At 66.9% G+C, this 16,490-nt stretch carries 17 protein-coding genes; 11 read left to right on the top strand and 6 right to left on the bottom strand.

What is annotated here, in order from left to right; genetic code table 11:
• The first annotated feature begins 106 nt into the window (after positions 1 to 106).
• The 4 genes from ACSVDD_RS18865 (at position 107) to ACSVDD_RS18850 (ending at position 4,387) form a co-directional block, all read left to right on the top strand.
• Complete coding sequence (locus ACSVDD_RS18865; RefSeq protein ID WP_448190930.1) at positions 107 to 601, top strand: cupin domain-containing protein; 495 nt, start codon at positions 107 to 109, stop codon at positions 599 to 601.
• Between the two features lie 69 nt (positions 602 to 670).
• Positions 671 to 1,210, top strand: a complete 540-nt coding sequence (locus tag ACSVDD_RS18860; protein WP_448190929.1) for a GNAT family N-acetyltransferase — start codon at positions 671 to 673, stop codon at positions 1,208 to 1,210.
• A gap of 75 nt (positions 1,211 to 1,285) precedes the next feature.
• Positions 1,286 to 2,836, top strand: coding sequence for a glutamine-hydrolyzing GMP synthase (guaA, locus tag ACSVDD_RS18855; protein WP_448190928.1), 1,551 nt, complete (start codon positions 1,286 to 1,288; stop codon positions 2,834 to 2,836).
• A 294-nt stretch (positions 2,837 to 3,130) separates the two neighbouring features.
• Positions 3,131 to 4,387, top strand: coding sequence for a tyrosine-type recombinase/integrase (locus ACSVDD_RS18850; RefSeq protein WP_448190927.1), 1,257 nt, complete (start codon positions 3,131 to 3,133; stop codon positions 4,385 to 4,387).
• Here ACSVDD_RS18850 and ACSVDD_RS18845 read toward each other — a convergent pair.
• Together ACSVDD_RS18845 and ACSVDD_RS18840 are read right to left on the bottom strand one after the other, a co-directional pair.
• Positions 4,371 to 4,637, bottom strand: a complete 267-nt coding sequence (locus ACSVDD_RS18845; RefSeq protein WP_448190926.1) for a helix-turn-helix transcriptional regulator — start codon at positions 4,635 to 4,637, stop codon at positions 4,371 to 4,373. The genes ACSVDD_RS18850 and ACSVDD_RS18845 overlap by 17 nt on opposite strands.
• Before the next feature lie 900 nt (positions 4,638 to 5,537).
• On the bottom strand, positions 5,538 to 10,220 hold the full coding sequence (locus tag ACSVDD_RS18840) for a chemotaxis protein CheB (protein WP_448190925.1): 4,683 nt from the start codon (positions 10,218 to 10,220) through the stop codon (positions 5,538 to 5,540).
• 760 nt (positions 10,221 to 10,980) lie between these two features.
• On the opposite strand from ACSVDD_RS18840, the gene ACSVDD_RS18835 reads away from it, so the two are divergent.
• The 5 genes from ACSVDD_RS18835 (at position 10,981) to ACSVDD_RS18815 (ending at position 12,726) form a co-directional block, all read left to right on the top strand.
• On the top strand, positions 10,981 to 11,211 hold the full coding sequence (locus tag ACSVDD_RS18835; protein WP_448190924.1) for a hypothetical protein: 231 nt from the start codon (positions 10,981 to 10,983) through the stop codon (positions 11,209 to 11,211).
• 26 nt (positions 11,212 to 11,237) lie between these two features.
• The gene (locus ACSVDD_RS18830; protein ID WP_448190923.1) at positions 11,238 to 11,573 is read left to right on the top strand and encodes a hypothetical protein; all 336 of its coding nucleotides are present in this window, start codon (positions 11,238 to 11,240) and stop codon (positions 11,571 to 11,573) included.
• 266 nt (positions 11,574 to 11,839) lie between these two features.
• The gene (locus ACSVDD_RS18825) at positions 11,840 to 12,079 is read left to right on the top strand and encodes a hypothetical protein (protein WP_448190922.1); all 240 of its coding nucleotides are present in this window, start codon (positions 11,840 to 11,842) and stop codon (positions 12,077 to 12,079) included.
• Positions 12,080 to 12,081: 2 nt separating this feature from the next.
• The gene (locus ACSVDD_RS18820; RefSeq protein WP_448190921.1) at positions 12,082 to 12,429 is read left to right on the top strand and encodes a hypothetical protein; all 348 of its coding nucleotides are present in this window, start codon (positions 12,082 to 12,084) and stop codon (positions 12,427 to 12,429) included.
• A 66-nt stretch (positions 12,430 to 12,495) separates the two neighbouring features.
• Complete coding sequence (locus tag ACSVDD_RS18815) at positions 12,496 to 12,726, top strand: hypothetical protein (protein WP_448190920.1); 231 nt, start codon at positions 12,496 to 12,498, stop codon at positions 12,724 to 12,726.
• A gap of 41 nt (positions 12,727 to 12,767) precedes the next feature.
• Here the strand turns inward: ACSVDD_RS18815 and ACSVDD_RS18810 are convergent, their stop codons facing one another.
• The 4 genes from ACSVDD_RS18810 to ACSVDD_RS18795 form a co-directional block, all read right to left on the bottom strand.
• Positions 12,768 to 13,028: an anti-sigma factor family protein gene (locus ACSVDD_RS18810; RefSeq protein WP_448190919.1), complete on the bottom strand. Its 261-nt coding sequence runs from the start codon at positions 13,026 to 13,028 to the stop codon at positions 12,768 to 12,770.
• Positions 13,025 to 13,516: a sigma factor-like helix-turn-helix DNA-binding protein gene (locus ACSVDD_RS18805; protein WP_448190918.1), complete on the bottom strand. Its 492-nt coding sequence runs from the start codon at positions 13,514 to 13,516 to the stop codon at positions 13,025 to 13,027. The genes ACSVDD_RS18810 and ACSVDD_RS18805 overlap by 4 nt, the downstream gene beginning before the upstream one ends.
• A gap of 274 nt (positions 13,517 to 13,790) precedes the next feature.
• A complete protein-coding gene (locus ACSVDD_RS18800) occupies positions 13,791 to 14,033 on the bottom strand; it encodes a hypothetical protein (RefSeq protein WP_448190917.1) in 243 nt (80 codons plus the stop codon).
• A 17-nt stretch (positions 14,034 to 14,050) separates the two neighbouring features.
• Positions 14,051 to 14,194: a hypothetical protein gene (locus ACSVDD_RS18795; protein ID WP_448190916.1), complete on the bottom strand. Its 144-nt coding sequence runs from the start codon at positions 14,192 to 14,194 to the stop codon at positions 14,051 to 14,053.
• Between the two features lie 556 nt (positions 14,195 to 14,750).
• Between ACSVDD_RS18795 and ACSVDD_RS18790 the strand changes: the two genes are divergently transcribed.
• Together ACSVDD_RS18790 and ACSVDD_RS18785 are read left to right on the top strand one after the other, a co-directional pair.
• The gene (locus ACSVDD_RS18790; protein WP_448190915.1) at positions 14,751 to 15,170 is read left to right on the top strand and encodes a ribbon-helix-helix domain-containing protein; all 420 of its coding nucleotides are present in this window, start codon (positions 14,751 to 14,753) and stop codon (positions 15,168 to 15,170) included.
• Positions 15,171 to 15,255: 85 nt separating this feature from the next.
• Positions 15,256 to 16,479: an extracellular catalytic domain type 1 short-chain-length polyhydroxyalkanoate depolymerase gene (locus tag ACSVDD_RS18785; protein WP_448190914.1), complete on the top strand. Its 1,224-nt coding sequence runs from the start codon at positions 15,256 to 15,258 to the stop codon at positions 16,477 to 16,479.
• The last annotated feature ends 11 nt before the right edge of the window (positions 16,480 to 16,490 follow it).

Below are 16,490 nucleotides of genomic sequence, written 5' to 3'. Positions count from 1 at the left end.
GGGGGCGGGGCGAACGCTCCGCATTCCCCTCCCATGCCCGTTGGACGGTGCGGCGGCGGGCGGCGTAACTTTAACGGCTTCCGATCCCTCGTGAAGGAGGCCTGTCATGCTGCGCGCATCCGTGATTCTGCCGGCGGTGTCGCTGGCCGTGGCTCTCGGTTGGCCGGCCGCGATGGCGGCGGCGGCCGACGAGCATGTCGTCCTTCAGGGCGACACGCTCGCGTGGCGACCGGGGCCGAAGGCGCTGCCGCCGGGGGCGGAGGTCGCCGTGCTGGCGGGCAACCCGGAGGCCAGCGGCAGCTTCTTCGTCATGCGCGCGCGTCTGCCGGACGGCTACATGGTGGCGCCGCACATGCATTCGCAGGTCGAGAACGTCACCGTCGTGTCCGGCACCTTCAAGGTCGGCATGGGCGAGGCGGTGGACACGGCCCAGATCCAGTCGCTCAGCCCCGGCGGCTTCTTCTCGGCACCCGCCAACATGCCGCACTACGCCATGATGTCGGGCCCGACGGTGATCCAAATCAGCGGCGTCGGCCCCTTCGACATCACGTACGTCAACGCCAAGGACGACCCGCGCAACATGGTCGGGGCCTCGCAGTAGGCGCTCCCTGGAAAAGCGGTGCTCCCGTCCCAAGCTTCTTCATGGAAGGCATGGGAATGGGAGTGCGCCTTGGTCCTCATCCGCGACGCGCAGTCCGGTGACGCGTCCGCCATCGCGCGGGTGCAGGTGGGAAGCTGGCAGTCGACCTACGCCGGCATGCTGCCCGACCGGTATCTGGCCGGCATGTCCGCGCGCTCGGCCGAGGTGCGGTGGCGGATGGCGCTGCCGGACCGCGGCCCCGGCTGCGGCACGGTGGTCGCCATCGACGAGGCCGGCGATCTGGTCGGCTTTTGCAGCTTCGGCCCCCAGCGGCGGGGAATCGACGGGTTTTCCGGCGAGGTCTACGCGCTGTACCTGCTTGACGACGCCAAGGGGCAGGGGATCGGACGCCTGCTGATGGCCGCCGGCGCCGAGCGCATGCTGGAGGGCGGCGTGCGCTCTGCGCTCGTCTGGTGCCTCGGCACCAATCCGACGCGCTGGTTCTACGAACGCCTGGGCGGGGCGCGCGTCGCCGACCGGCCGGGGCGCTTCGCCGGGGTCCCGATCATGGAGGTGGCGTACGGCTGGCGCGACCTCGTACCGCTGGCGCGGCAGTCGGCGGTCGGCTAGGCGTCGGCTAAGCCACTTGACCGGGCTGCCCATTCGGCGCATCTAGCACGCTTCCACCGAAAGTGTGCCGAGCCCATGTCCGCAGACCGCGTCCTCATCCTCGATTTCGGGTCCCAGGTGACCCAGCTCATCGCCCGCCGCGTGCGCGAGGCTGGCGTCTACTGCGAGATCCATCCCTACACCATGGCGCCCGAGCGCATCGCGGCGTACGCCCCGAAGGCGATCATCCTGTCGGGCAGCCCGGCCTCCGTCACCGAGGTCAACGCTCCGCGGGCGCCGGACATGGTGTTCGAGGCGGGCGTGCCGGTGCTGGGCATCTGCTACGGCCAGCAGACCATGTGCGCGCAGCTCGGCGGCGCCGTCACCGGCTCCGACCACCGCGAGTTCGGCCGTGCCTTCCTCGAAGTCAAGGAGCCCTGCGCGCTGTTCGACGGCGTGTGGGAGGTCGGTGGCCGTGAGCAGGTGTGGATGAGCCACGGCGACCGCGTGACCGCGCTGCCCGAGGGCTTCCGCCCGGTGGCGATCAGCGAAGGCGCGCCCTTCGCCGCCATCGCCGACGACCGCCGCCAGTTCTACGGCGTGCAGTTCCACCCGGAGGTGGTGCACACCCCGCACGGCGCCAAGCTGCTGTCCAACTTCGTGCACCGCGTCGCCGGGCTCCAGGCCGACTGGACCATGGCGGGATTCAAGAACCACGCCATCGAGAAGATCCGCACCCAGGTCGGCAGCGGCAAGGTGATTTGCGGCCTGTCGGGCGGCGTCGATTCGTCGGTGGCGGCGGTGTTGATCCACGAGGCCATCGGCGAGCAGCTGACCTGCATCTTCGTCGACACCGGCATGATGCGCGCGGGTGAGGCGGACGAGGTGGTGACGCTGTTCCGCGACCACTACAACATCCCGCTGATCCATGTGGACGCTGCCGAGCTGTTCCTCGGCAAGCTGGCCGGCGTGTCCGACCCCGAGCAGAAGCGCAAGATCATCGGCGCGACCTTCATCGACGTCTTCGACGGCGAGGCGCACAAGATCGGCGGCGCCGGCTTCCTGGCGCAGGGCACGCTGTACCCCGACGTGATCGAGAGCGTGTCGTTCACCGGCGGCCCCTCGGTGACCATCAAGTCGCACCACAACGTCGGCGGCCTGCCCGAGCGCATGAACCTCAAGCTGGTCGAGCCGCTGCGCGAGCTGTTCAAGGACGAGGTCCGCGTGCTCGGCCGTGAACTGGGGCTGCCGGAGGCGTTCGTGAAGCGCCACCCGTTCCCCGGTCCCGGTCTGGCGATCCGTGTGCCCGGCGAGATCACCCCGGAGAAGCTGGAGATCCTGCGCAAGGCGGACACCATCTATCTGGAGGAGATCCGCAACGCGGGGCTCTACGACGTCATCTGGCAGGCGTTCGTGGTGCTGCTGCCGGTGCGCACGGTGGGCGTGATGGGCGACGGCCGCACCTACGACCACGCCTGCGCGCTGCGCGCGGTGACCTCGACGGACGGCATGACGGCCGACTGGTACCCGTTCCCGCACGAATTCCTGGCGCGGGTTTCGAACCGCATCGTCAACGAGGTGCGGGGGATCAACCGGGTGACCTACGACATCACCAGCAAGCCGCCCGGCACCATCGAGTGGGAATGATTCACGCCGGTCCGACGGTATCCGAAACCACGCTGGAATACGCCGTAACCCACTGATAAAGAAAAAACTTTCTGCCATCACCTATCGATGGCTATCGGTGGGCAGCGATCGCGTCTGACGGCCCGGCTGACGGCCCTTGCCCATATTGACGATCACGAAAATCAAAAGTACCGTCAGGAGCAGCACGGCTCCTGACGGTACTTTTTTTGGCGTAAACATCTGATTATGCGCTGCTTTTCCCGATGAGAGCCCCAAAAAAACCGCCTGACGGTACTTTTTGAGAGGTGACGTGGGATGCTGACCGATGCGGCGATCAAGGCACTGAAACCCAAGGACAAAACCTATAAGGTCACCGACCGGGACGGCATGTATGTGCGCGTGGACCCGTCGGGCACGGTGTCGTTCAGGCTCGACTACCGGCTGAACGGCCGGCGCGAAACGGTCTATCTCGGCAAATACGGTCGGGACGGAATCTCACTCGCTCGGGCCCGCGAACTCTGCCTGGACGCGCGGCGAGCGGTCAGCGACGGCCGTTCACCCGCCATCGAAAAGCAACGGGAGAAGCGCCGTCTCAAGGAGGCCAAGAGCTTCGGCGAGTTCGGGGAGAAGTGGCTCACCAACGCGCCGATGGCCGACAGCACCCGGGCGATGCGTCGCTCCATTTTCGAGCGTGAGCTTCTGCCTGTATGGCGGAACCGCCTGCTGACCGAGATCACGCCCGATGATCTTCGCGCCCACTGCGGCAAGATCGTCGAACGGGGCGCCCCGGCAACGGCGATCCATGTACGCGATATTCTGAAGCAGATCTATGGCTTCGCGATTCTCCACGGCGAGAAGGTGGACAACCCGGCCGATGACGTCGGCCCTTCATCGATCGCCACGTTCACCCCGAAGGATCGTGCCCTTTCCCCCACCGAAATCCGCGTCATGCTCAAACAGCTTGAGCATGTTGCGACACTGCCCACGATCCGCCTCGGCATGAAGCTCTATCTCCTGACGATGGTCCGGAAGAGCGAACTGCAGGATGCGGTCTGGGACGAAGTCGATTTCGAGAACGCGGTCTGGACGATCCCGAAAGAGCGCATGAAGCGATCGAAGGCACACAACGTTTACCTGTGCCGGCAGACCCTCGACATCATGATCGCGCTCAAGACGTGTGCGGGCAACTCGCGCTACCTGCTTCCCTCACGGTATGACGCGGACGCCCCGATGTCGCGTGCGACCTTCAACCGGATCACCTACGCCGTCGTGGAGCGGGCGAAGAAGGAGGGGCTGCCGCTTGAGCCGTTCACGGTCCACGATCTGCGGCGGACGGGCTCGACGCTGCTGAACGAGTTGGGCTTCAACCGCGACTGGATCGAGAAGTGCTTGGCGCATGAAGACGGGCGCTCGTCGCGAGGCGTCTACAACAAGGCTGAGTATGAAGTTCAGCGCCGGCATATGATGCAGGAATGGGCCGACATCGTGGACGCGTGGGTGGAGGGGCGGAAGCACGTCCCGACGCTCTTGCCGCCCGCTATGCCCCTCGTTGAGCTTAACCCCGCCCTTTGACCGGACGTGATTTTCGTTTCGTGACGTCGGGGTGTTGAACACGGCGGATCGGCGTGGCCCGGCGCGCCATCAACCAAGCCTCGACCTCGGCAAGATCCCAGACGACGCAGCGTGGGGAGAGCGCGAAGCGCCGGGGAAATTCGCCGCGCTGCTCCATCTCATAGATCGTGCTGTCGGCGAGCGGCACCATCTCACGCAGTTGGTGCCGTCTGATGGTCTTCCGAATAACCAGTTTCTCAGTCTGGCCCATGCTCAATCTCCTCACAACCGTTGTGATCGATTGAGAACGATAGGTGCTGATATTGGAAGACCCTTTTGCAATTAGTGCGGCAATATCGGGCTGTGGCGTACACAAAGGCGGGGTTCCGTCTCGTCGGCAGGTGCAGCGTAGGAGTCAATGAGGAGCGCTGGAGAAGCCGCCGGGGCAGCAAGCAGTAGCGCACCTTTGTCCTGTGGCAGGCGCGGCTCTCTTCAAAATCCGCCGTCCTTACGGATATGTCGGTTCGAGTCCGACCGCCCGCACCATCTTCTCCTGGCGTTATGCCGTTCTCCGACGCCCTTGTGCGCCTGCCGTCCATAGTGGGCCGAATTCGACGAGCGCCGCCAGATTGATCTGGGTTCCGGCGATACTCCCGACTGCCGCCGTGACAGGGAATAACGCTCGGAAGAAAGAACATCAAGCAAGCGACCTCGCTTTTCGTGCAGGACGTCGCCGCTGCCGATCATCCATGCCCCGTCGAGTTGGGCACGGGCGCAGAGTAGCAGCGGAACCGGAAACCTGGGCAAGAGCCAAACTCCAGAAAATCCGCTGTTTTCTCTGGGCGTCCCGTTTCGGTAGCCCCCTTCACGACGATGACGGGCTTGCGGCGTCTGCTCTCATTTGGCGGATTTCACGTGCGACGCAGCGAGCTTGCCGCCCATTGGCTATTGCTTCATCGGCGCAAATACGAGCCTCTACAGCCTCGCTTAGGAGTTTTTCAGACTTGGCTCTGGTCTGCCGAGCCATTTCCTGAAGGCGGATAGATATATCCCGGAGTCGCTGGAACTGCATAGGCAGGTCTTTCGGTCGTGTCCCAAGGCGTGGTGTAGGAGTTGGGCGCTCATCTGGTCTCCGGCGGGTCTGGCTGGGAAGATCACGCGGCCGCAGCGGTCAGCCGTCGTCGGCCAGGGCGCTCCGCACCGCGGCGGAGAGGTCCGGTGGCGAGACCGGCTTGTGCAACAGCGCGAAACCGCTGCGGCTCGCCTCCTGGATTCGCTCCGGCGAGGTGTCGCCGGTCAGGATGATCCCCGGCACGGTGGTCCCGAAGGCGCTTCGCAGGAACCGTATGACGTCCGCCCCGGTTTCTTCCCCGCTGAGGCGGTAATCGGCGATGACCAGCTGCGGCGGCTGTTGCAGGGTGAACTGTGCCAGGGCAGCGTCCCGATCCGCAGCGGCGCGCGCGTCGAAGCCATGCCGTTCCAGGTACTGCCGGACGCTGTCGAGAACCACCGGGTCGTCGTCCACCACCAGCACGCGCCGCCCGCGGCCAGCAAGCGTCGGTTCGGTGGAGGGATCGTCCACCGCTTCGATGTCGTCGACGGCGGGAACGACGATCTCAAAGACGGACCCCCGGCCCAGCACCGAGCGCACGCCGACCGGGTGATGAAGCAGCATGGCGAGGCGGTCCACGATCGACAGGCCAAGGCCGAGCCCCTGCCGGCGGTCGCGCCCGAGGTTGTCGACCTGATGGAACTCCTCGAAGATCGCCGTCAGTTGCCCTTTGGGGATTCCCCGTCCGGTATCCCAGACCTGGATGCGCACCGCGCCGCCGGTTCGGCGGCAGCCGACGAGGATGCGCCCGCTTTCCGTGTACTTCACGGCGTTGGCGAGAAAATTCTGAAGGATGCGCCCCAGCAACTTCGGGTCGCTGTCGACGCACAGGCTGGTATCGACCGACCTCAGCGTCAGCCCCACCGCTTCGGCAAAAGGCGCGAACTCGTCATACAGGCGGCCGATGAGCGTGCGCAGCCGGAACCGCTTCCGCTGGGCCTCCACCACGCCGGCGTCGAGACGCGACACGTGCAGGAGTTCGTCCAGCATCGAATGCAGGGCGTTCAGGCTACTGCCCAGGCTGGTCAGCAGGCGCGCCGCATCCGGTCCGAGATCCTGCCCGGACAGCAGGTGATGGAACAGCACCGCCGCCTGCACCGGCTGGCGCAGGTCGTGGCTGGCGGCGGCCAGGAAGCGGGTCTTGCCGGCGCTCGCCTGTTCCGCCACCGCCTTGGCGACCGCCAGCGCCTGCCGGGCGCGGTTGCGTTCGGTGATGTCCTCGATGCCCAGGAGGATCAGCGGACGCTCCGAGCGGCTCAGCGGGCGGGCGTTGATCTGCAACGCGCGCGGTCCCTCGGCGTCGTGCCCGGCGCCGATCTCCAGCGCCTCGATGGTGGAGCCGTCGGCGATCATCGCCTTCAGAAGCCTGTCCAGCGCCGTATCCCGGAAGATGCCATCGGCCAAGTCTCCCAGCGGACGCCCCAGCGTCGCGTCCGGCGTGGTGGCGAACATCCGGTAATAAGCTTGGCTGGCGGCGGCGGCGGCCAAGCCGGCGTCGAGCACAAGCAACGGTTCGCGCACGGTGTCGACGATGGCCTCGGCGAAGTCGCGGGCCGCCCGGACCTTGTCCTGGATGGCCGCCCGCTCCATGGCGAGGCCCAGGACGGTGGCGACCGCCTGCACGAACTCAACGTCGTCGGCGCCGAATCGCCCCGGCTGCCGGCTGTACAGCGCCAGGACGGCCGGCCCGGTCGCGCCCTCCCCGCCGAAGGCGACCCCGATCCCGCTGGCGATTCCGGGAACGGGAGGACCGCCGGGCACGCGCCGGTCGGTCGCGAAATCGCCAACGACCAAGGCTTGTCTCGACAACAGGATCTGTCCGAGGTGCGTCGAGGGATCGCCCGACGTTTCGCGGGGAATCCCCCCGGGCCGGTCCCAGCCGCTGCCATCCAGCAGCCTCACCCCCCCGGCGTCTCCGGACGGGACGAAGATGCCGACGCAGTCGGCGCCGAACGTCTCGGCGATGAGGGCGGATGCCGCCTGCAGGAAGACGTCGGGGCCTTCGCCGGTCAGCGCCCTGCTGCCCAGATCGGCGACCAGCTTCTGCTGCCGGGCCCGCTCGGCGAGGACGGCGGCGGTGCGCTTCAGTGCCGTGACGTCGCTGAACGTGACGACGGTCCCCCCGATCCGGCTGTCCTGCGTGCGGTACGGATGGACCCGGCGCAGCAGCGTGCTGCCGCTCTCGGTCTTCACCTCGCGCTCCAGGGGCGACAGGGTGTCGAGCACCGCGCGGATGTCGGCCATCAGGTCCGGATCGCTGAAATGGCGCGACACGTCGGTGATCGGCCGCCCGATGTCCGTCGGAATGAGCGAGAACAGGCGCGTCGCCGGGGCCGTGAAGCGCTTGATCTTCAGGTCGGGCGACAGGAAGAGCGTCGCGATGTCGGTGCTGGTCAGCAGATTGGTCAGGTCGTTGGTCGTGGCCTCCAACTCGTCGACCTTCTCGTGAAGCTGGTTGTTGAGCGTGCCGAGTTCCTCGTTCAGCGACTGCAGCTCCTCCCTCGAGGTCTCCATCTCCTCGTGTGAGGATTGCAGCTCCTCGTTGATCGACAGGATCTCCTCGTTGGCCGCGCGCAGGGCCTCGTTCGACGCCTCCAGCTCAAGGATGGTGGCGCTCAGGTCTTCGCGCGTCACCCGCAGTTCGTGTTCGAGCTGTTCGACGGCGGAGGCTTCGTCCGCCGCCTGCGGGTCGTCGGCGAGCCCGCCGCCGGCCGGCTGCGCCGGTTCCGCCGCCGCTTCCCGGACGAAGGTCACCAGCAGCAGGTCCTCCCTCGCCTGCGGCGGGCGGACCGGGGCCACAGTGACGGTGACCAGGGACAGGACGCCGCCCCGCGTCTGGCGGACCCCGGCAACGGCCACGCGCTGCCCCGACGACACGGCCTGTTTCACGGCGCCGCGCACCTTCAGGCGCAGGTCGCCCCGCATCATGGCCGTCAGGTCCTGCGGCATTTCCCCGGTCGGCAGGTCGAGGAAGTCGCCGGTCGGACCGTACAGATAGAGGATCCGGTGCCGCCGATCGACCAGCACGGCGGCGGGCGCGTAGGCGAGCAGCAGCGCATGCCGGGTGATCTCGGCCGGGCTGACCCGGGCGGTGATGGGCGACGCCGGCGCCGCCCCCGCCGGCGCGCCGACGGCCGCCGGCAGGGTCGGGCTGTGCCGGCGGCCGTTGCCGAGTTTGCGGTACAGGCGCCACTTCCTGGACAGCGGCGCGAACAGGTCGGTGCGGGTGCCGATGGTCTCGGCGGATCCCAGGAACAGGCCGCCGCCATCCCCCAGGCCGAAGTGGAACAGCTCGATGACCGATTGCTGGATCGCCGGGTCGATGTAGATCAGGACGTTGCGGCAACTGATCAGGTCGAGAGTGGAGAAGGGCGGATCGCTGATCATGTTCTGAACGGCGAAGGTGACCGACTCCCGCAGCACCCGGCTCACCTTGTAGCCGGCATCGACACGGGTGAAGAAGCGGGCCAGCCGTTGCGCCGTGACGTCGACCGCGATGGTTTCCGGATAGACGCCGGTCCGTGCGACGTCCAGCGCATGTAGGTCGATGTCCGTGCCGAACACCTTGATGTCGCAGGCCCGGTTCGCCGAGGCGCAGGCTTCCATCAGCAGCATGGCGATGGAATAGACCTCCTCGCCGGTGGCGCAGCCGGGGACCCAGACGCGGATCGGCCGCTGCCCGTCGCGGTCGCGCGCCAGGGGGGCGAGGATCGCCTCGTCGAGGATGGCGAACGCTTCCGGGTCGCGGAAGAATCGGGTGACGCTGATCAGGATGTCGCGCGCCAGCTGCTCGACCTCGCCGGGATGGGTTCCCAGGAAGTCGCGGTAACGGCGCATGCTGTCGATCTGATGGATGCCCATGCGCCGCTCGATGCGGCGGACCAGCGTGCGCGTCTTGTAGGCCCGGTAGTCGTGGCGGCTGCGCGCCCTCATCAGTTCGAGGATATGGTCGAGGTCCTCGCCGCCGGAGGCGGGATCGTCGTCGGCGGGGCCGGTGCGGACGTACGGCTGGCGGATGTAACGGACCAGCGCCTCGGCCATCCGCTCCGGCGCCAGCACGTAGTCGGCCAGGCCGGTCGCGATGGCGCTGCGCGGCATCCCATCGACCGCCGCCGTCGCGGGATCCTGGACGACGACCAGACCGCCGCATTCCTTGATAGCCATCAGCCCGATCGTGCCGTCGGCTCCCGACCCGGACAGCACGACGCAGACGGCGTGCTGCTGCCACTCGGCGGCCAGGGAACGGAAGAAGATGTCGATCGGCAGCGCCGCCCTGTCCTCCGCCGGATCGCCGATGACGAAGCGCTCCTGCGCCATGGACAGCACCTTGCCCGCCGGGGCGACGTAGATGTGGTCCGCCTCGACCGGCATCCCGTCCTCGGCGGCACGGACCGGCAACGGCGCGGCCTTGGCCAGCAGGTCCACCATCAGCCATTCGTGGTTCGGCGTGCGGTGCTGCAGGACCACCAGGGCAAGCCCGCTGCCCGTCGGCACGGCGTCCAGAAAGGCGGTGATGGCCTTCAGCCCGCCGGCCGACGCGCCGATCCCGACGACGGCGGTCGGGCCGCCCGGACGTCTGGCGGATGTCCATGCTTCGGGATCGGCCTGCGCGCCGCCCCGTCCAGCGCCGTCGATGGAAGCGGCCATTTTGCCCTCGAATCCGCCGAGCGGGACCCAGCGTCCCGACGCCTCGGCACCGTGCGTTTCCAGGCCGTCATCCCGGCCGCGCTCCAGCGTGGCCATGACGGTATGCGAGCCGGTGGAAATAATCGACCAAAATTCCCAAACGTCAGCACCACTGGGAGAAAACTGAATCCGGCGCGATTTCGGGAATATCAATTGTGCGCCACGGCGTGCACGCGCCGTTCGACTTGCTGGACTCGATTTATATGGGGCTCTTGTCCCGCTCGAAAAAGCGTCATACGACGGTCCACACGGTTCGAAGGGTCCGATGATCGCCCCGGCGGCGCCCCATCGGGAACACAACGCAGACCGGCGGAGCTGCTGTGGGCAGCCGGCTTCGACACGTCGAACCCGCTTCCGACACGTGTCCTTCCTCCCGTTGGCCCACGGGCTGTGGTGATGGCGGCGAAGCCGAGGATGCCCACTGTTTTTCTTTCTGTTTCCGGCTCGCATCACGGCACCCAAAAAAAATCAAAAATACAACCCACCACACCTCGGTTAGTCGCGCCAGGACAATTAAGGAGTTATTTTCATTTCCAATCAGTTTTTCATTTGAATTTTTGACGCGTCGCCCAATTTAAGAGATCTGTACTTTACGCGGAGCGCCGAAGCGCACATGCCCAAAAAAAAGACGGTACCCAACGGGCAACCCGCCCGCTGGAGCCGCGTCGCGTTTCTCGTGGGCGGGTTGGCGGCGTCGGCCGGAATCGCCCGGTCCGCGAACCCGCACCCGGCCGGCAGCCCCCTTGCGCGGAACTGGCTGGCCGGATGGCGCACGCACCACACGGCGACAACACGCCCTGCAAACAACGAAGGCCCGATGACGATGGATCTGATCGACAAACTCCCCGGAATGACCGACGACGACCTTGGCAACCTGACCTCCAACGCCGAACGTCTGGCGCAGACCGGCACGCCCAAGCAGCAGCACGCCGCCCAAGCCATGCTGCCGGCCATTCACGCCGAAGCCGTCAGGCGGCGGGACTCGCAGCCGGCCAAGCGCGGAACGCAAGGCCGACGGAAGGCGACGGTTTCCGCGCAGGACGCATGATGCATCCGCATGGCCGGAGGCCATCCATGGACACCCCGAAATACCACATCGGCCAGATCGTCTACTTCGCAGCGCCGGCCGTGAAGCACGGCGCGCCGGGCGGCGCCCATCGCGTTGAGCGCATCCTGCCGCCGGAGGATGACCAACGCCAATACCGGCTGAAGGCGGTGGACACCGGGCGCGAACGCGTCGCCCGCGAGGACCAGATCAGCGGACGGATGACCGTCGAGGCGCTGGCACAACGCCTCTACGAGGCGGGCAACACCACGAACGTCCCGTGGGCGCGGCGCGACCGGACCGTCCGCGACCCCTGGCTGCGGGAAGCGCTCGCCCACCTGTCCAGGGAGTCCGACGACACCTGATCCATCCGGTTGGACGCGGGCGGCAGGGGGCTGTACCGATGCGCCGGGAATGTCCGTCCGCCCGACTGCCGATGACAAGCAGTGCACCCCATGTCAGGTCGAGGCATCCGGACAATTCGGTCGCCAGGACTTGGGACCGCGGCGATAGCGCCGCGCTCCCCGGTGCCCGCTTCCACGACAAGACGAAACGAGCCGTGATCCCCGGTCCTTTGCCGGAAGGACGCGTGGCCTTTGTCGGACTTTCGGAGCCAATCGGGAGCAAGCCCATGACCGCCACCTTCGTCAGCGTCGCCGGAACGGTGCCCCAGGGTGCCGACGTGTTGCGCGAACACCTGCGCTGGACCGATGCGGAACGCCGCTGGCGGGTCCTCCCCGCGGCAAGCTGCATGACGACGCAACCTTCCCCGATATCGCCGCTCGCACGAGCCGCGCTGCGCGACGGTGCACGGCTTCGCAACTTCACCGACGTGCGCGCAAAACCGACAGGCGCGGCGACAAGGATTTAAACATGATCGGCCAGCACCTGCCGCGGCGATACCACGCGGCCTTCGGCGGCACCTCCGGAACGACACGGCCGGCCGGGTTGCCGGGCAGCGACAAGGACGGCTCCCCCAGGACCGAACTCGCTTTCTTCGTGGTCGAGAAGGAAGGCGGCTGGCTGGTCCGCGCCGACGGATTCGTCTACGGCCCGTATGCGTCCTTCATCCTGGCGCTTCGTGGGGCTGTGCACGAGGCCCAGGCGGCCGGGAATTGCGGCTTTGCGAGCCTGGTGCTGGTCCAGGTCTCCAACGGCCAGCCTTACGAGGCGGCGTGGAGGTACGGGCGGGATCCGTATCCCTTCGCCGACGCCCCCTGACCGCACAAGGATCGACGCCCGCCCCGCGGGCCGGCGGAACGGGCCGCACGGACGATGGAGGAGACCATGGCCTGCCGCGTGCACGGACCCCGATTCAACCCTTCTGCACCGAGCGTTGATGGTGATTTTTGGCTCGGCAGGCCGCGCGAGTTCGAAACCTTTGATGCTGCGGTCATCTTCGTGATGGAGTTTGCCCCCGCCCATGACCTGGACCGGGTCGAGATCCACACTGATGGCGGAGAGTTGCACGCCATCCTTGCCATTGCCCGCCGATACCGCGAGTTGGTCAATCTCTGACGCCAGCAGCGGCGGGCGGGATCAGGGATCGAATGGGTTGGTCAAGGCTTGCCGGAGCGGGAAGCCCTGGACCGAACCGATGCGAGGATTTCGAGCAGACGCTCCGGGATTGGGTCGGCGAGAACCGGAGCGAACATCTCGCGCAAACGTTCCTGCACCCTGCAATCCTGCTGGATCTGCATCGCGACGTCAGGATTGTCGGCCAGATAGGCCTCCACGCGCCCGGAACTCGCCGCGTCGAGTTTGCCTCCGAGATAGTCGTCAAGTTGCTGGCGAGTGATCCCTGGTGTCCGTTCGCTCATCCGCTTCCCCCCTCCTTGAGGGCAAGGAAGCCCAAAGGCAATGCGTCGAGTTGATCGAACGCCTCGCGAAGGGACCGCCTTACGTTGCGCACCGTCATGCGCGTGATGGCCGCCACCTCTTGGACCGAAAATTCCTCGATGGACACCAGGAAGAGAACGGCCTTCTGCGCAAACGTGAGCGCGTGAAAGGCCAATTGCAGTCCGGGTTCACGGCTGTCTGCAACGCGGGTGTCGCTGGGCGGACCGCGTGCCAGGGCTGGCGCCTTTCGCGGTTGCTGCCCACGTGGGGCCATGTGGGCGATCAAATCATGCAAACGGGTAAACAGCCAAACCCGCAGACCGTCATGAGGGATCTCATCTAAATTTTCCATGGCAATGCGCAAACACTCTGCCACCAGATCATCGGCAACTTCCCAATCACCGGTCAGCGCGCGGGAATAGCATCGGAGATTTGGTATCGTGCTTTTCAGACGTGATATTGTCGACATATCGCCCCTTCTGCGTCATGATGAGAGGGATTTCACTCATAACGCCGGAGTTATATTCGTCTTATATATGATGCTTTAAAGTGCGGAGCGGCGACAGTCGGTAAGAGGCATAGCCCGGCGGTGTTGCTCAGGCATGTGGTCGCCTTCACCCTGCTCACTGCGCGCCGCGCATACGGTGATCCCGCATCGGTTTCAATGCGCTCCTCACTGGGGCCTTCAACGGTTTCGCCGAAGAGGGGGCCAGCATTCCGCCGATGGCTTGACCGGCGCGCGGTCAGTAGAACAGCCCGTCGTCCAGATCCTTCCTGAATTGCCAACTCCATGAGGAAGGGAGTGCCGAGTGGTAGGTGCGGAAGGTCCGGGTCGGTGCGTAGGTCACCGTGATGACATGGGTCTGGACCGCACCGCCGCCGACGATCCGGGCTTCAACAACGTCCTCCATGATGAAGTCGTCCGGGCGAAGCGTCACGTGGGCGACGCACCGCTCGAAGGTCTCTCTCTCGACGTCCTTCCGCATGTGACAGCACCTCCGGCTCAGACCACGGGCCCATGGAACAGCGCGAAGAGCACCACCGCCAGCACGATGGCGACCGGGATCACCAGCGGCGGCACGAAATATTCCATCACCGCGCTCCGGGAGACTGGAGTGCTGGACGGCGCGGTTGTCTCCATGGCCATTGTCGTGCTCCGTGCGTTTGACCGGCCGGATCGGGAATGCCTTGGCCGTCTGCAAGGAAAATGGTGCTGCGAATGGTTTCGTGATGCGGCAATTCCGGCATATGGGCTTATTCTCCGCAGAAAAGCGCAAGACACCATTCAGATCATTCTCGCGGTGTTCTGGGCGGTTTACCGAGCGCAACGTGCGCCGGGACCGATGACCGGTTCTCGATATCCGGCTGCCCCGGAACATTCTCCGATCAAGAGAGCAATCGCATCTTCATGGGCGGCACCGGAAATCCAAGTGGATCGTCCGGAGCGACAGCCTCCTGCGCGCCCTGCGGCGACGCGTTCATCGCCGCCGTGTCCAAGAAGGCCCAGGCCGTGGGATGTACGGGCATTCCGAGCACCGTAGGCATCGAGAACGGGTGCCTCACGCTGAAGCTCGGATGGCGCTACGGCATCGACCCGCCGCTGCAATGCCGATGATCGACCGGCACAGCGCCGGCTCCCCCTTGACCAGTTCCGGGAAGCGCCCACATACCATCCACATGGATGGTGATGGGATGGTATAAAGATGGCCGACAGCGCCCGCGATCTGAAGCCGAAGGCCGGCGACAGCGAGAAGATCACGATCAACCTCGGCTACGTCGACCTCGGCCACATCGATCTTCTGGTGCAGGAAGGGTTCTACGCGAACCGCACCGACTTCATCCGCACCGCCATCCGCAACCAGATCGACCGCCACGGCGACGCCGTGCGGCAGGCCGTGACGCGCAAGAGCGTCGATCTCGGCCTGCGCCACTACAGCCGCGCCGACCTCGAAGCGGCGCGGGACGCCGGACAAAAGCTCGACATCCGTGTCCTCGGGCTGGCCACCATCGCCCAGGACGTCACCCCCGAACTCGCCCGCGCGACCATCGCCTCGATCGCCGTACTGGGGGCCCTGCACGCCAGCGCCGCCGTCAAGGCGGCCCTTGCCGACCGCATGCGCTGACGGCGAACGCCGCCCGCCGCATTCCTGAAAGACGACGGACCGGACTTCCCTGGGAGCCCGCGTCCGAGCACAGAAAGTTCCCGTTATGAGCGACCGTTTCTCCGCCGGGATGGCCGAGGCGACCCGCCTCACCCGGACCGGCAAGCTCGCCGAGGCGACCGCCCTCATCCAGCGCCTGCTGGGCGGCACGGCGCCCGAACCGGCGCGCCCCGGCTCCCGGACCATCATCGACGCCGAGCCCGTCACCGTGGACATGGCGGACGCACCGCCGCCGCACCGCGCCACGAGGCCCACGCCTGCCGGGGCGTTCGCCGGCCGTTTCCATTCCGGGCCGCGGGCCGGCCTGGGCGAGACCCTGCGCGGCCTTGCCGCCCGCGCCATGCCGGCCGGCCTCGACCTCGGGGTGGGCGACCTCGTCCGGCCAGCCGCCGACCCGCTGCCGGACGGCGCCTCCTTCACCATGGCCTCCTACAGCAACGCGGCCGGGACGCGCTCCTACAAGCTCTACGTTCCCGCCAACCGCCGCGCCGGCCAGCCGCTTCCCCTGGTGGTGATGCTGCACGGCTGCACCCAGTCGCCGGACGACTTCGCCGCCGGCACCCGCATGAACGCGCTGGCGGAGGAGCATGGCTGCCTCGTCGCCTACCCGGAACAGCCCTCCTCGGCCAATCCCCAGAAGTGCTGGAACTGGTTCAGCCCCGCCGACCAGCGGCGCGACGGCGGCGAGCCCTCGCTGATCGCCGGGATCACCCGGCAGGTCATGCGCGGCCACCCCGTCGACCCGGACCGCGTCTATGTCGCCGGCCTCTCCGCCGGCGGGGCGGCAGCGGCCATCATGGGAGCCGCCTATCCCGATCTCTACGCCGCCGTCGGGGTGCATTCCGGCCTGCCCAGCGGAGCGGCCCGCGACATGCCCTCCGCGTTCGCCGCCATGCGCCAGGGTGGCGGAGCGATGGGACCGCCGTCCGGCACCCCGGTTCCGACCATCGTCTTTCACGGCGATCGGGACACCACGGTTCATCCGCGCAACGGCGACGACGTCGTCGCCCAATCCAAGGCGGGCGCGGCGGGGCTGCGGACGGCGGCGGAGCACGGCCAGGTTCCCGGCGGACACGGCTACAGCCGCACGCTCCACACCGACGCCGCCGGTCGTGTGCTGTGCGAGCAGTGGACGATCCGGGGCGCCGGGCACGCCTGGGCCGGGGGCAGCCCGGCCGGCACCTACACCGATCCGCGCGGGCCGGACGCCACGCGGGAGATGCTGCGCTTCTTCCTCGCGAACCCGCGACGCACGCCGCATCGGCCGTAACCGCCGTCCGG

Source organism: Azospirillum terrae (genome assembly GCF_053470425.1).
The sequence above is the reverse complement of the archived record's forward strand: the minus strand, read 5'-3'. Positions and strand labels throughout refer to the sequence as shown.